Here is a 12,505-nt window from a genome sequence, read left to right on the forward strand (position 1 = left end):
ATGGCAGGTTTCGGTATCCGCATCGAGGGCCTGCGCAAGCGCTATGGCCAAGGGGACACGGCGGTGGATGCGCTAAAGCGCGTGGACATGCAGGTGGCGCCGGGCGAGGTGGTGGGACTGATCGGGCCTTCGGGCTCTGGCAAGAGCACGCTGCTCAAGTGTCTGGGTGCCATCATCGACCCGACCGAGGGGCGCATGACGCTGGGCGACGACGTCATCTACGACAACGGCTGGAAGGTGGGCGACCTGCGCGCGCTACGGCGCGACAAGATCGGTTTCGTGTTCCAGGCGCCGTACCTGATTCCGTTTCTGGACGTGACGGACAACGTGGCGCTGCTGCCGATGCTGGCGGGCGTGGCCAATGGCGAGGCGCGTGCGCGTGCGCTGGAGCTGCTGACGGCGCTGGATGTGCAGCACCGCGCCAAGGCCATGCCCTCGCAGCTGTCGGGCGGCGAGCAGCAGCGCGTGGCGATTGCGCGCGGGCTGGTGAACCGGCCGCCGGTGATTCTGGCGGATGAGCCGACAGCGCCGCTGGACAGCGAGCGGGCGCTGGCGGTGATCCGCATCCTGAACAGCATGGCCAAGCAGTTCCAGACGGCCATCATCGTGGTGACGCATGACGAGAAGATCATTCCGACGTTCAAGCGGATCTACCACATCCGCGATGGGGTGACGCATGAGGAGGCGGGGGAGGGGCGGTCGCTGGGGTTGGCATGAGCACCTTTCCGATTCGCCCGCTGTCGACACAGACTGCGCCCTCACAGGCTTCCGAACTGGAGCGGCTGCTGGGCGAGATCCGCGCCTGCCGCGTCTGTGCGGAGCGGCTGCCGCATGAACCCCGGCCCGTGTTGCAGGCGGGCGCTGCTGCGCGCCTCCTGATTGTGGGTCAGGCGCCGGGAGCCAGGGTGCATGCCAGCGGCATTCCCTGGAGCGATGCCAGTGGCAGGCGCTTGCGCGAGTGGATGGGCATTGACGAATCGGTGTTCTATCACGCCGGGCAGGTCGCCATCGTGCCGATGGGGCTGTGTTTTCCGGGGCGTGGGGCCAGTGGGGACCGTCCGCCGGAGAAGGCCTGTGCGCCGCTGTGGCAGGAGCGCCTGCTGGCGCTGATGCCGCAGATCCGGCTGACGCTGCTGGTGGGAGGCTATGCACAGCAGCATTTCCTGAAGCAGCAGGGGCACCAGTCGGTGACGGATACCCTGCGCAACTGGCAATCGCTGGGGCCGCACATCGTGCCGCTGCCGCATCCTTCGCCGCGCAATGTGGCCTGGTTCAAGGCCAATCCGTGGTTCGAGGGCGAGGTGGTACCGGCGTTGCGGGAGCGCGTGCGCGGTGCGCTGGAGTTGCAGGCTTGCAGGCCTTCCTCTTCCCCGGCGGCGTGAACAGGATTCCTCCGCGGGAGGATGGATACCAGGCAGGACGGTTCCATGGACGGGTCGGCCATCGGAAACCCCGCACAGGAAGAAGGATGCGGGGAAGTTGCTTGTGGCAAGAGCAGGTCAGTTTCCGGTCGTGGGCGGCAACAGCCGGTCGTACTCGCGCCGCACCACGTCGTAGCATTCGCAGCAGCGCGCTTCCAGTCCCGGACGATCCAGCACGGTGATGTGGCCGCGGCGGCGTCCGATCAGGCCGGCGCGCTGCAGCTGGCCGGCGGCTTCGGTCACGCCTTCGCGGCGCACGCCAAGCAGGTGGGCGATGTTTTCGTGGGTGACGGGGACTTCGTTGCCATGCAGGCGGTCGAGGTTGAGCAGCAGCCAGCGGCACAGGTGCTGCTCGATGCTGTGATGGCGGTGGCAGACGGCGTTCTGCGCCATCTGGGTGATCAGCGCCTGCATGTAGCGCAGCAGCATGTGCATCACGGCGGGCTGCGTGGTGAATTCCTGCATCAGGAAGTCGGCCGGCAGGCGCATGGCTTGGCCGGTGTGCTGCACCACGGCGCGGCTGGGGGTGTTTTCGCCGCCAAGCAGGCGCGAAACGCCGACCATGCCGGGGCGGCCGATGATGGCGATCTCGGTGGCGCGGCCGTCCTGCAGCAGGTATTGCAGCGAGACGATGGCGGTGGTGGGGAACACCACATGCGAGATGGCCACGCCGCCGTCATAGAGCACATCGCCGCGCTGCAGTTCGATCAGTTCCAGCTGCGGTTGCCAGCGCTGCCACGCATCGGCTGGCAGGCCGGCCAGCAGCAGATTGCCGCGCGCTTCCTCCAGGGTGGGGGCGCGGGGCGTTGCAGTGGCTGAGGCGCGATCGGATGTGCAGGGAGAACGCATGGCTGCAGCATGCCAGCATTGCCGAATCGACGAAAGCGAGTGACGAGAAGCCCGCGTTTTCATGATGACATCCGTACCGGTGACACGGGGATGTCATGGGGACAACACCACCCACGGCCGGCTCCTCAAGTCATCTCCCGAAACCCTGCTGGCTCAGGCCGGCTGCGAAGTGTGCGCTACCGCACAGACTGCGGCAGCGCAGCCTGTCACGCTAGCGGGTGCGGAGAAAGGGGTAGTTGGCCTGACCGGACCGGACAGGCGACCTTCTCCGCCCTCAGGGTGATTCCATGAATACAGCTTATCTCCTGCTATCGGCCTTCGTGATTTCCTTCGTCGCGCTGATGCTGTTCATCTGGTCGCAGCGCTCCGGCCTGTTCGACCGCACCAGCGCGGGGGCCGAAGTGATTTTTGCGCCCGGCGAGATTGGCCGCGTCGAGGAGCCGGCGGCCACGCCGGGAGAGCGCGCCGAACTGCAGGGCACGGTGAACGAAGCGCGCGAGGCTGCGCCCTGCCCGCCGGATCCGCAGGAACTGGCGGACCGTGCGGAGGCCGATGCCTCCACCGCCACGCTGGTGCTGGTGCTGTTCTGCTGCGCGGTGTTCTGGCTGCTGCTGGCATCGACGGCCGGGCTGACCGCCTCCATCAAGCTGCACGAGCCCGACTGGCTGACGCAGCAGGCCTGGCTCACGTTCGGCCGCATCCGCACGCTGCACCTGAATGCCGTGGCCTATGGCTGGGCGCCGATGGCCGGGCTGGGCATTGCCATGTTCATCCTGCCGCGCGTGCTGAAAACGCCGCTGGCCGGCAGCCGCTATGCGCTGGTGGGCGTGGCGCTGTGGAACATTGCCGTGATGGCCGGCCTGACCAGCATCGCCATCGGCATCAACGATGGCCTGGAGTGGCTGGAGATTCCCTGGCAGATCGACATCCTGATGCTGATCGGCGGTGCGCTGATGGCCCTGCCGCTGCTGTTCACGCTGGTGCGCCGGCGCGTGAAGCACCTGTACGTGTCGGTCTGGTACATGGGTGCGGCCCTGTTCTGGCTGCCGGTGATGCTGGTGGTGGCCAAGTTTCCCGGCCTGCACAGCGGGGTGCAGCAGGCCACGACCAACTGGTGGTATGCGCACAATGTGCTGGGCTATTTCTTCACGCCGCTGGCGATTGCGGCAGTGTATTACTTCCTGCCCAAGGTGATCGGGCGGCCGGTGCAGTCGTACAACCTATCGCTGCTGGGCTTCTGGGGGCTGGCCTTCTTCTACGGGCAGGTGGGCGGGCATCACCTGATCGGCGGGCCGGTGCCGGCCTGGGTGGTCACGCTCTCCATCGTGCAAAGCATGATGATGATCATCCCGGTGGTTGCCTTCACCGTGAACCAGTGGCAGACCATGAATGGCCGCTGGGCCACCATGCGGCATTCGCCCACACTGCGCTTTGTGGTGGCGGGTGCGGCCATGTACACGCTGAGTTCGCTGCAGGGCTCGTTCGGCGCGCTGCGCGAACTGAACGTGGTGACGCACTTCACGCACTACACCGTGGGCCATGCGCATCTGGGCATGTATGGTTTCGTGAGCTTTGTGTTTTTCGGCGCGATGTACTTCGTGATGCCGCGCATCATGGGGCGGGAATGGCCGTATGTGGGCTGGATCACGGCGCATTTCTGGCTGGTGTTTGCCGGTTTCATGGTCTATTTCTGGGCGCTGACCATTGGTGGCTGGCTGCAGGGCACGGCCATGCTGGATGCGGCGCGCAGCTTCATGGATTCGGTGGCGGTGACCTTGCCCTACCTGAAGGCGCGCAGCATTGGCGGCAGCTTCATGCTGGCGGGGCATCTGGTGTTCATCGCGCATTTCGTGATGCTGGTGATGGGTTGGGGGCCGCAGCGTGAAACGCCTGCCCTGTTCCGTGCTGGCAAGGTGGAAGGGGTGTACGCATGAACAGCGAAGCCAGACTGATTTCGGGCGCCATGGTGATGCTGGCGTTTTCGGCGGCGGCGCTGGTGGTGCTGCCCTATGTGCAGGTGCACAAGGCGGCCCCCACGCCAGGCCTGAAGCCCTACGACGATGCGCAGCTGCGCGGGCGCGAGGTGTATATCGCCAACGGCTGCGTCTATTGCCATACGCAGCAGCCGCGGCCCAAGGGCTTTGCGCCCGACTTTGACCGCGGCTGGGGCCGCGCCACGGTGGCAGGCGACTATGCCTACGATGCGCCGCACCTGCTCGGCACCATGCGCACCGGGCCGGACCTGATGAACATCGGCGCACGCCAGCCCAGCGAGCAGTGGCATCTGGGCCATCTGTACCAGCCGCGCGCCTATGTGCCGGGCAGCATCATGCCGTCCTACCCCTATCTGTTCGAGTTGAAGGACAAGGCGCAGGAGGGTGATGTGGTGGTGCAGCTGCCGCCCAGCCATGCGCCCAAGGGGCAGGTGGTGGTGGCCCTGCCGGATGCGGTGGAACTGGTCAGATACCTGCAATCGCTGGACCGCACCGGTCCGGCCGTGGCGACTCCGGCGGTGCCGGCGTCGCGCCCGTGAAGGAGCTGGACATGCAGGCAACAGGCAACAGGCAGGACATGCAGTGCAATCTGCAGCAGCAGCGCGAGTACGGCGAGCCGCACGAGGGAAACGGGGCCGTGCCCTGGTTCGTGACTTCCATCGTGGCGGGCTTGCTGGTGTTTGGCGTGGTGTACATCGTGCGCGCTCCCATCAACAGCATGCCGCCGGCCCGGGGCGATGCCCGCGTGCTGGCCGAGCTGCAGACGCCGCCCAAGGTGGCCGGCGCGGCAGTGGATGGCGCGGCCGTGTACACGGCGCGCTGCGCGTCCTGCCACCAGGCGACGGGCGCCGGGGTGCCGGGGGTATTTCCGCCACTGGCCGGATCGGAGTGGGTGCAGGGCAAGGACAGCACGCTGGCGGCCATCGTGCTGCATGGCGTGAGCGGACCGCTCACGGTAAAGGGTGTGACCTACAACGGCGCCATGCCGGCCTTTGGCGGACAGCTGCAGGATGCCGAACTGGCCGCAGTGCTGACGCATATCCGCAGCCAGTGGGGCAATGCCGGCACGCCCGTGAAAGGGGACGTGGTGGCAGAGATCCGCAAGTCGAGCGCCGCCCGCAAGCAGCCCTTCAAGGGCGATGCGGAGCTGGCGCCGATGAAGTGAGAGGGGCCTGGGCATGGATGCCGTACCTGCCTCCCTGGCGCGCAGCGCACGCCGCCTGAGCGGTGCGCTGAGTGCGATGCTGGCGGCCGGACTGCTGGTCTGGCTGTCGTGGTACACGCAGGGTTTCGAGGTGTGGACCTTCGAGGCGCGCCGGCAGGTGGCTGCGCGGGAGGGGGGCATGCAGGCAGCGGTGGTGCCGGTGCGGCTGGCGGCTTCTGACGGAACGGTGTTGCAGCGTGGAAAGGTGACGGGGGTTCCTGCTGTTGCAGTGCATGCGGACACAGGCGCGGGAAATCGCGGAGCTGCGGCTACTGCGAATGCTGTGCTCCCCTGGTCAGAACCGCAGGCGGGCGCCAAGGCCTATCTGGTCGACTTCATTTACACGCGCTGCCCCACGGTCTGTCTGGCGCTGGGCTCCGAGTTTCAGCAGGCGCAGCGTGCCGTGGCACAGGATCCGGCCTATGCCGGCGTCAGGCTGCTGTCGGTGTCCTTTGATGTGGAGAACGACAGCCCTGCCGCTCTGGCCAGTTACGCGACCAGCCTGCGTGCCGATCCGGAGTGGTGGACCTTTGCCGTGCCAAGCAGTGCGGCCAATGCCGAAGCGCTGTTGCGCTCGCTGGGCGTGGTGGTGATTCCGGACGGCATGGGCGGCTTTGTGCACAACGGCTCCATCCACCTGCTGGATGGCCAGGGGCGGCTGCGTGGCCTGTATGGCTACGACGGCTGGCCGCAGGCACTGGCCGATGCCCGCCGGCTGAGCGAGGAGACACGGCCATGAGTGCCAAGTACACCCCCTGGATCGACGGAATCGCTGCCCTGGTTGCGCGAAAGCGGGTGGCGCCGCGGCTGTCCGTCCTGCTGGCCGTTGCGCCCCTGTTGCTGCTCTGGCCGGACCTGCGCCACTTTGTGGAAAGCCGCATGGCGCTGCACATGCTGCTGGAGTTTCCGCTGCTGATGGCCTCGGGCTGGTGCCTGCGACGCTGGTGGTTGCGCCGACGCCCGGCACAGGGCGGTGCCGGCCGGCTGGAGCGGCTGCTCGACTGGCGGGGCTGGACCGGCGCCACCTTCGTCACCGTGGTGACGGTGGTGTGGATGGTGCCGTCGATGCTGGATGCGGCCTTGCTGTCGCTACCGGTGGCGGCGTTCAAGTACCTGAGCTGGTGGCTGGCCGGCTGGCTGCTGGCCGCCAGCTGGTACCGCATGGATGCCGAGGTGTTGCTGTTCTTTGCCGGCAACCTCGCGTGGATGACGGCGACCGCCGGCCTGCTTTATCTGGAAGCCCCGGCGCAGTTGTGCGTGAGCTATCTGCAGGACGACCAGCAGCATGCCGGGCTGGGGCTGGTGGTGCTGGCTGTGGCGGCCGGGGGGCTCGCGCTGCGGCAGATGATGCGTATCGGCGAGGAGGCCGGAGCAGAAGGCCTGATCGGGCATTGACGATCAGTGCGGCCGAACTGGCTGCTTCCACCGGGTGCGTTGGCGGAGCCCGGTGGCGCGGCGCGCGCTGTCGTCATGGCCGAAAATGCTCGCCGTCACTGCCCCATGGAAGTCAGGTACTCGACATCTTCATCAGCACCAGCCCGCCCACGATCAGCGACCCCGCTACCAGCCGCATGGCCGTGAGCGGCTCTCCCAGAAACAGGATGCCCACCACAAACGCCCCCACCGCACCGATGCCGGTCCAGACCGTATAGGCGGTGCCCAGCGGCAGTGTCTTCATCGCCAGGCCCAGCAGCAGCACGCTGCCGACCATGGCAACCAGGGTGAGCATGGACGGCCACAGGCGCGTGAAGCCCTCCGATTGTTTCATTGCAACCGCCCACACAATCTCGAGCAGACCGGCAAAAGCGAGCCAGATCCAGGCCATGGAAACCTCCTTGTTCCGGGCCGTCCCGCATGGTTGCCCACAGGAGCGTGGGGGAGGTCGTCCTCCGTGAAAAGCAGATGACTGCCGTGCTCAGCGCGCTGCCTGCAGCAGCGGTTCGATTTCCGCTGGCGACAGCACCTTGCCGACCGATACCACCTTGTCGTCGATGGCCAGGCCGGGCGTGGACATCACGCCATGGGCAGCGATTTCACCATAGTCGGTGACCTTGACGATCTCGGCCTGCATGCCGAGGTTGCCGAGTGCAGCGGCCACATTGTCGCCGAGAGTGAGGCAGCGCTTGCAGCCGGATCCGAGTACCTTGATGATCATTGGGTGGTTTCCTTGCAACGGTGGGGCTCAGAGGAGCAGGTGGGAAAAGGCGTTGAACACGTAGCCGATCAGCATGATGCCGCCGGTGACGATCACGAAGAACAGGGCCAGCAGCGGTGGCTCGACCACCTTGCGCAGCATGATGAGCGAGGGCAGCGAGAGGGCGGTGACGGCCATCATGAAGGCCAGCACCGTGCCCAGACCCACGCCCTTGCCGACCAGCGCCTCGGCAATCGGCAGCGTGCCGAAAATGTCCGCATACATGGGCACGCCGATCAGCGTGGCGACGATGACGGACCACCACTTGTCCTGCCCCAGCAGGGCAGTGACGAAGCTCTGCGGAATCCAGTTGTGGATGAAGGCGCCGATGCCGACGCCGATCAGCACGTAGAGCCAGACGCGACTGACGATGTCGCGCACCTGCTCGCGCGCAAAGGCCAGGCGGTCCTTCAGCGTGAGCTGTTCCAGCGGTAATTCGCCCACGCGCTGCTGGCGCACGAACTCGGCCACGTAGCGCTCCATGCCGGCCCGGCCGATCAGCGTGCCGCCGATCACGGCCAGCACCAGACCGACCACCACGTAGGCAATGGCAATCGGCCAGTTGAAGATGCTGGCCAGCAGAATCACCGAGGCAAGGTCGACCAGCGGCGAGGAAATGAGGAAGGAAAAGGTGACGGCCAGCGGCAGTCCCGCACCGGTGAAGCCGATGAACAGCGGAATCGAGGAGCAGGAGCAGAACGGCGTGACGGTGCCGAGCAACGCCGCCATGGTGTTGGCACGCACGCCGCGCATATTGCCCAGGATGCTGCGTGTGCGCTCGGGCGGAAAATAGCTCTGCACCCAGGAAATGCCGAAGATCAGCACCGACAGCAGGATGAAGATCTTGATGACATCGTAGATGAAGAAGTGCAGACTGCCGCCGATGCGGCTGGCCATGCTCAGGCCGAACACCTCCTCCACCAGAAGGCGCACCAGATCGTGCAGCCACTGCATGCGCAGCAGCTGGTCATTGAGCCACTGGAAGATGTTCATGAAAGTTTCCGTTCTGCAGTGCCAGCCGGAGCCAGCACCATTTCATCATAGCCAAAGCCAGTGGTTTGTGGAAAAGCAACCAACTTAGGCCGTCCGCTCGTACCACCCCTTGCTGGCATTCACCACCCGCACCACCAGCAGCATCACCGGCACCTCGATCAGCACGCCCACCACGGTGGCCAGCGCCGCGCCCGATTCGAAGCCGAACAGGCTGATGGCGGCTGCCACGGCCAGTTCGAAGAAGTTGGAGGCCCCGATCAGCGCCGAGGGGCAGGCCACGTTGTGCTTTTCGCCGACGGCGCGGTTGAGCCAGTAGGCCAGCGCCGAGTTGAACAGCACCTGGATCAGGATCGGCACTGCCAGCAGCGCGATCACCAGCGGCTGGCGCAGGATGGCCTCGCCCTGGAAGGCGAACAGCAGCACCAGCGTGGCCAGCAGCGCCAGCATGGACCAGGGACCGATGCGCGCCATGGCGGCATCGAAGGCGGCCTGGCCGCGCCGCAGCAGCGCCTTGCGCCACAGCTGCGCGATGATGACCGGAATCACGATGTAGAGCACCACGGAGGTGAGCAGCGTGTCCCACGGCACATGGATGGAGGCAATGCCCAGCAGCAGGCCCACCAGCGGCGCAAAGGCCAGCACCATGATGGTGTCGTTCAGCGCCACCTGAGACAGCGTGAACAGCGGGTGGCCGTTGGTGAGACGGCTCCACACGAACACCATGGCGGTGCAGGGCGCGGCAGCCAGCAGGATCAGGCCGGCGATGTAGCTGTCGATCTGGTCGGCCGGCAGCATCGGGGCAAACAGGTTGCGGATGAACAGCCAGCCCAGGAAGGCCATGGTGAAGGGCTTGACCAGCCAGTTGACGAACAGCGTCACGCCGATGCCCTTCACGTGCTGGCGCATCTCGCCCAGCGCGCCAAAGTCCACCTTTACCAGCATCGGAATGATCATCACCCAGATCAGCAGGCCCACAGGCAGGTTGACCTGGGCCACTTCCATGCGGCCGATGGCCTGGAACGGCCCCGGAAACAGCTGCCCCAGCGCGATGCCGGCGACGATGCAGAGGAACACCCACAGCGTCAGGTAGCGCTCGAACAGGTTCATCGCCTGCTGCGGGGCAGGCGGGGAGAAGACGGCCTGGTTCATTGTGCGTGCTCCGTGGTGTCGACCGGCGTGCTGCCGATGCGGTCCATCTCGTGCTTGATGGCCAGGGCATCGAGCGACTCCAGCGGCAGGCTGGCGAACTGGCGGATGCGGTTGCTCAGGCCGTGCAGCACGTGGGCGTAGGCAGTGCGTTGCTGGTCGGTGCTGCCCTGCACGGCGGCCGGGTCGGGAAAGCCCCAGTGTGCGCTGACCGGCGTGCCGGGCCAGTGCGGGCAGACCTCGCCAGCAGCGTTGTCGCAGACCGTGATGATGAAGTCCATGACGGGGGCATCGGCTGCGGCAAATTCGTCCCAGCTCTTGCTGCGCAGACCGTCAACCGGAAGGCCGAGTGACTTGAGCAACTCCAGCGCCAGCGGCTGCACCTGGCCGGCGGGATGGCTGCCGGCGCTGTACGCCTGGAATTTGCCCTCGCCGAGGTGGTTGAACAGCGCTTCCGCGAGGATGCTGCGGGCGGAATTGCCGGTGCAGAGGATCAGCACATTGAAGGGGTGGGCAGGAGAGGGCATGGTGGGCGTTCCGGGTGGAGAGATGGGCTCAGGATGCGGCGTCGACTGTTCGGCTTGCCAGCGGCGGCAGCATGTCCGGCGCACAGCCCGAGGCTTCGCGCATGCCGGCGCACTGTTCGGGATGGCCGGCGCAGCATTCTTCGGTGAGGTAGGCAATCAGGTCCAGCATGAGCGGGATTTGGGCGCGGTAGCGCTGGTAGCGGCCTTCCTGTTCCACGCTGAGCAGGCCGGCCTGCGTCAGCGCCTTGGCATGGAAGGACAGGTTGGTGGCAGGCAGGCCGAGTGCGCTGGCGACTTCGCCCGCCACCAGGCCCTGCGGGCCGGTACGTACCAGCAGGCGAAAGATCTCCAGCCGCGGGCCGGAGGCCAGCGCGTCGAGGACCAGGGTAGCTTGTTCCGTGTTCATGGTTTGACTATACAACAATTATTGAAGTGTCAAAATGAAGATCGCATGACACCCTCGGGAAGCCTGGTGGAAGCGTGGTGCGGCAGCGTCATCGTGATGCCACCGAAACGTGCTACATTGGGCCTAGAATGTCTGCATCAGACCGACAACCCGTGAGAGGAGAAAACCATGCTGTACAAGTTCAAATCCCAGGCAGCTGCCGACGTCATCATGATGCAACCCCATGGTGACAAGGTCCTCGCGGCGCTCGGCCGTGAGCCGTCCGAGCGTGGCGTGATCCAGGTCGCCGCCATGCAGGACGCCATCGACGCCCTGCAGCAGGCCATGAAGGCTTCGCACGAGAAGCTGGCAGCTCCCAAGGACGAAGAGCAGGAAGATGATGACGAGCACTACGACGACATCCCCTTCCACGTGCGTGCAGAACCTTTCCTGAACCTGCTCAAGCTGAGCCTGGCCGAAGGCAAGGACGTGGTCTGGGGCGTGTAAGCTCCGCCGCGCAGGCGCTGCGGCCCCCGATGCAGCGACGCAGCGCTGCCTGAAGCAAAAAAGGCTTGCCCTGACCGGCAAGCCTTTTGGTTTTTCAGGGGGGCCGGCATGGCATCCGGCCCGCACCTGCATCAATCGGCGTACTGTCCCGCCGCCTTGATGATCGGGCTCCACTTGGCAGTCTCGGCTGCCACGAACTGCTTGTGCGCTGCCGGCTCCACGCGGCGGTCGGTGGCCACAACGGCACCCAGACCCTGTTGCTTCTGGATGAACACCGGATCCTTGAGCGCGGCCTTGAGCGCCGTGTTCAGCTTGGCCAGCACCGGCGCCGGCGTGCCCTTGGGCGCATACAGACCGTGCCAGATCGTCACGTTGAACCCTTTCAGACCCTGCGAATCCAGCGTCGGCAGGCCCCTGAGCTGCGGCGTGGTCAGTGGCTTGGTGGTGGTCACGGCATAGGCCTTCACCTTCTTCGCCGCAATCTGGCTGGTGGTGTTGGTGGTCTGGTCGCACATGACGTCCACCTGGCCGCCCATCAGGTCGGTCATGGCCGGGGCGGTGCCCTTGTAGGGGACGGTGGTCAGCTGGGTCTTGAGGGCGCTCTGCAGCAGCAGGCCGCACAGGTGCGAGGCCGAACCCAGGCCCGCGTTGGCCATGTTCACCTTGGACTTGTTCTGGCTGATCCAGCCGGCCAGTTCCTTGTAGTTGTTCGCCGGCAGCGTGGGCTTGCCCACCAGCGTCATCGGCACATCGTTGATGATGCCCAGGTACTCGAAGCTGGAATCCACCTTGAACGGCAGGTTGCGGTACAGCGCCGGCATGGTGGACATGGCGATGTGGTTCAGCAGCAGCGTATAGCCGTCGGGCCTGGCGCGTGCGGCCTTGGCGGTGCCGATGGAGCTGCCGGCGCCGGTGGCGTTGTCGATCACGATGCTGACATTGCCCAGCGGCTTGCGCATGGCCTCGGCCAGATCACGCGCCACGCGGTCGGTCGGCCCGCCCGCGGAGAAGGGGACGATGATGGTGATCGGCTTGTCTGCGGCCGGGAAGCTCTGCGCCTGGGCGGGCAGGGCAACAGCGGTCGCGGCGGCCACGGCCAGCAGGGCAGGGGTGAATCGGATCTGCATGGGTCTTGTCTCCTCCTTGTTGTTGGTGCGTTCGATGGTACGAACGGACGTCCGCCGCGCACATTCGCGCTTTCCCGAGGGTGTGGCGCAGCCGGGGGGAGGAGGGCAGGCTAGTCCTTTCGGGGGAGCATGACCCCGCCATCTGCAGGGAATTGGCA

Annotated in this window: 16 protein-coding genes; 8 read left to right on the forward strand and 8 right to left on the reverse strand. The window is 66.0% G+C overall.

The window, feature by feature from the left end; translation table 11 throughout:
* Positions 1-717: an ABC transporter ATP-binding protein gene (locus BMW28_RS00810; RefSeq protein ID WP_091812838.1), complete on the forward strand. Its 717-nt coding sequence runs from the start codon at positions 1-3 to the stop codon at positions 715-717.
* Complete coding sequence (locus BMW28_RS00815; protein ID WP_091812840.1) at positions 714-1,382, forward strand: uracil-DNA glycosylase family protein; 669 nt, start codon at positions 714-716, stop codon at positions 1,380-1,382. Before BMW28_RS00810 ends, BMW28_RS00815 begins: the two co-directional genes overlap by 4 nt.
* A 117-nt stretch (positions 1,383-1,499) precedes the next feature.
* Here BMW28_RS00815 and BMW28_RS00820 read toward each other — a convergent pair whose 3' ends face one another.
* Positions 1,500-2,270, reverse strand: coding sequence for a Crp/Fnr family transcriptional regulator (locus tag BMW28_RS00820; RefSeq protein ID WP_091812841.1), 771 nt, complete (start codon positions 2,268-2,270; stop codon positions 1,500-1,502).
* A gap of 287 nt (positions 2,271-2,557) precedes the next feature.
* On the opposite strand from BMW28_RS00820, the gene BMW28_RS00825 reads away from it, so the two are divergent.
* The 5 genes from BMW28_RS00825 to BMW28_RS00845 are packed head-to-tail and all read left to right on the forward strand — an operon-like array spanning position 2,558 to position 6,863.
* On the forward strand, positions 2,558-4,204 hold the full coding sequence (locus BMW28_RS00825; RefSeq protein ID WP_091812843.1) for a cbb3-type cytochrome c oxidase subunit I: 1,647 nt from the start codon (positions 2,558-2,560) through the stop codon (positions 4,202-4,204).
* Positions 4,201-4,803, forward strand: coding sequence for a cbb3-type cytochrome c oxidase subunit II (locus tag BMW28_RS00830; RefSeq protein ID WP_091812845.1), 603 nt, complete (start codon positions 4,201-4,203; stop codon positions 4,801-4,803). The genes BMW28_RS00825 and BMW28_RS00830 overlap by 4 nt, the downstream gene beginning before the upstream one ends.
* Before the next feature lie 38 nt (positions 4,804-4,841).
* The gene (locus BMW28_RS00835; protein WP_091815276.1) at positions 4,842-5,429 is read left to right on the forward strand and encodes a c-type cytochrome; all 588 of its coding nucleotides are present in this window, start codon (positions 4,842-4,844) and stop codon (positions 5,427-5,429) included.
* Between the two features lie 13 nt (positions 5,430-5,442).
* Positions 5,443-6,207: an SCO family protein gene (locus BMW28_RS00840; RefSeq protein ID WP_091812846.1), complete on the forward strand. Its 765-nt coding sequence runs from the start codon at positions 5,443-5,445 to the stop codon at positions 6,205-6,207.
* Positions 6,204-6,863 (forward strand): hypothetical protein, encoded by a 660-nt coding sequence (locus BMW28_RS00845; protein ID WP_091812848.1) that lies wholly within the window; start codon positions 6,204-6,206, stop codon positions 6,861-6,863. Before BMW28_RS00840 ends, BMW28_RS00845 begins: the two co-directional genes overlap by 4 nt.
* A 112-nt stretch (positions 6,864-6,975) precedes the next feature.
* On the opposite strand, the gene BMW28_RS00850 is transcribed toward BMW28_RS00845, so the two are convergent.
* The 6 genes from BMW28_RS00850 to BMW28_RS00875 all read right to left on the reverse strand — a co-directional run bounded on the left by BMW28_RS00850 (position 6,976) and on the right by BMW28_RS00875 (position 10,734).
* Positions 6,976-7,293 (reverse strand): DMT family transporter, encoded by a 318-nt coding sequence (locus tag BMW28_RS00850; protein ID WP_091812850.1) that lies wholly within the window; start codon positions 7,291-7,293, stop codon positions 6,976-6,978.
* A 90-nt stretch (positions 7,294-7,383) separates the two neighbouring features.
* Positions 7,384-7,623 (reverse strand): thioredoxin family protein, encoded by a 240-nt coding sequence (locus BMW28_RS00855; protein WP_091812851.1) that lies wholly within the window; start codon positions 7,621-7,623, stop codon positions 7,384-7,386.
* Between the two features lie 27 nt (positions 7,624-7,650).
* Positions 7,651-8,655, reverse strand: a complete 1,005-nt coding sequence (locus BMW28_RS00860) for a permease (RefSeq protein ID WP_091812853.1) — start codon at positions 8,653-8,655, stop codon at positions 7,651-7,653.
* Between the two features lie 84 nt (positions 8,656-8,739).
* A complete protein-coding gene (gene arsB, locus BMW28_RS00865; protein WP_200785685.1) occupies positions 8,740-9,804 on the reverse strand; it encodes an ACR3 family arsenite efflux transporter in 1,065 nt (354 codons plus the stop codon).
* The gene (locus tag BMW28_RS00870) at positions 9,801-10,328 is read right to left on the reverse strand and encodes an arsenate reductase ArsC (protein ID WP_091812855.1); all 528 of its coding nucleotides are present in this window, start codon (positions 10,326-10,328) and stop codon (positions 9,801-9,803) included. The genes arsB and BMW28_RS00870 overlap by 4 nt, the downstream gene beginning before the upstream one ends.
* Positions 10,329-10,356: 28 nt before the next feature.
* The gene (locus BMW28_RS00875) at positions 10,357-10,734 is read right to left on the reverse strand and encodes an ArsR/SmtB family transcription factor (RefSeq protein WP_091812857.1); all 378 of its coding nucleotides are present in this window, start codon (positions 10,732-10,734) and stop codon (positions 10,357-10,359) included.
* Positions 10,735-10,902: 168 nt separating this feature from the next.
* On the opposite strand from BMW28_RS00875, the gene BMW28_RS00880 reads away from it, so the two are divergent.
* On the forward strand, positions 10,903-11,220 hold the full coding sequence (locus BMW28_RS00880) for a DUF1840 domain-containing protein (protein ID WP_091812859.1): 318 nt from the start codon (positions 10,903-10,905) through the stop codon (positions 11,218-11,220).
* Between the two features lie 131 nt (positions 11,221-11,351).
* On the opposite strand, the gene BMW28_RS00885 is transcribed toward BMW28_RS00880, so the two are convergent.
* Positions 11,352-12,347, reverse strand: a complete 996-nt coding sequence (locus tag BMW28_RS00885) for a tripartite tricarboxylate transporter substrate-binding protein (protein WP_091812861.1) — start codon at positions 12,345-12,347, stop codon at positions 11,352-11,354.
* Between the last annotated feature and the right edge of the window lie 158 nt (positions 12,348-12,505).

Source organism: Allobrachymonas denitrificans DSM 15123 (genome assembly GCF_900110225.1).
In the GTDB taxonomy this organism is placed as follows: Bacteria; Pseudomonadota; Gammaproteobacteria; order Burkholderiales; family Burkholderiaceae_C; genus Brachymonas; species Brachymonas denitrificans.

Coding starts and splice junctions, on each gene's coding strand:
- BMW28_RS00810 (WP_091812838.1), top strand. CDS start 1: ATGGCAGGTTTCGGTATCCGCATCGAGGGCCTGCGCAAGCGCTATGGC.
- BMW28_RS00815 (WP_091812840.1), top strand. CDS start 714: ATGAGCACCTTTCCGATTCGCCCGCTGTCGACACAGACTGCGCCCTCA.
- BMW28_RS00820 (WP_091812841.1), bottom strand. CDS start 2,270: ATGCGTTCTCCCTGCACATCCGATCGCGCCTCAGCCACTGCAACGCCC.
- BMW28_RS00825 (WP_091812843.1), top strand. CDS start 2,558: ATGAATACAGCTTATCTCCTGCTATCGGCCTTCGTGATTTCCTTCGTC.
- BMW28_RS00830 (WP_091812845.1), top strand. CDS start 4,201: ATGAACAGCGAAGCCAGACTGATTTCGGGCGCCATGGTGATGCTGGCG.
- BMW28_RS00835 (WP_091815276.1), top strand. CDS start 4,842: ATGCAGTGCAATCTGCAGCAGCAGCGCGAGTACGGCGAGCCGCACGAG.
- BMW28_RS00840 (WP_091812846.1), top strand. CDS start 5,443: ATGGATGCCGTACCTGCCTCCCTGGCGCGCAGCGCACGCCGCCTGAGC.
- BMW28_RS00845 (WP_091812848.1), top strand. CDS start 6,204: ATGAGTGCCAAGTACACCCCCTGGATCGACGGAATCGCTGCCCTGGTT.
- BMW28_RS00850 (WP_091812850.1), bottom strand. CDS start 7,293: ATGGCCTGGATCTGGCTCGCTTTTGCCGGTCTGCTCGAGATTGTGTGG.
- BMW28_RS00855 (WP_091812851.1), bottom strand. CDS start 7,623: ATGATCATCAAGGTACTCGGATCCGGCTGCAAGCGCTGCCTCACTCTC.
- BMW28_RS00860 (WP_091812853.1), bottom strand. CDS start 8,655: ATGAACATCTTCCAGTGGCTCAATGACCAGCTGCTGCGCATGCAGTGG.
- arsB (WP_200785685.1), bottom strand. CDS start 9,804: ATGAACCAGGCCGTCTTCTCCCCGCCTGCCCCGCAGCAGGCGATGAAC.
- BMW28_RS00870 (WP_091812855.1), bottom strand. CDS start 10,328: ATGCCCTCTCCTGCCCACCCCTTCAATGTGCTGATCCTCTGCACCGGC.
- BMW28_RS00875 (WP_091812857.1), bottom strand. CDS start 10,734: ATGAACACGGAACAAGCTACCCTGGTCCTCGACGCGCTGGCCTCCGGC.
- BMW28_RS00880 (WP_091812859.1), top strand. CDS start 10,903: ATGCTGTACAAGTTCAAATCCCAGGCAGCTGCCGACGTCATCATGATG.
- BMW28_RS00885 (WP_091812861.1), bottom strand. CDS start 12,347: ATGCAGATCCGATTCACCCCTGCCCTGCTGGCCGTGGCCGCCGCGACC.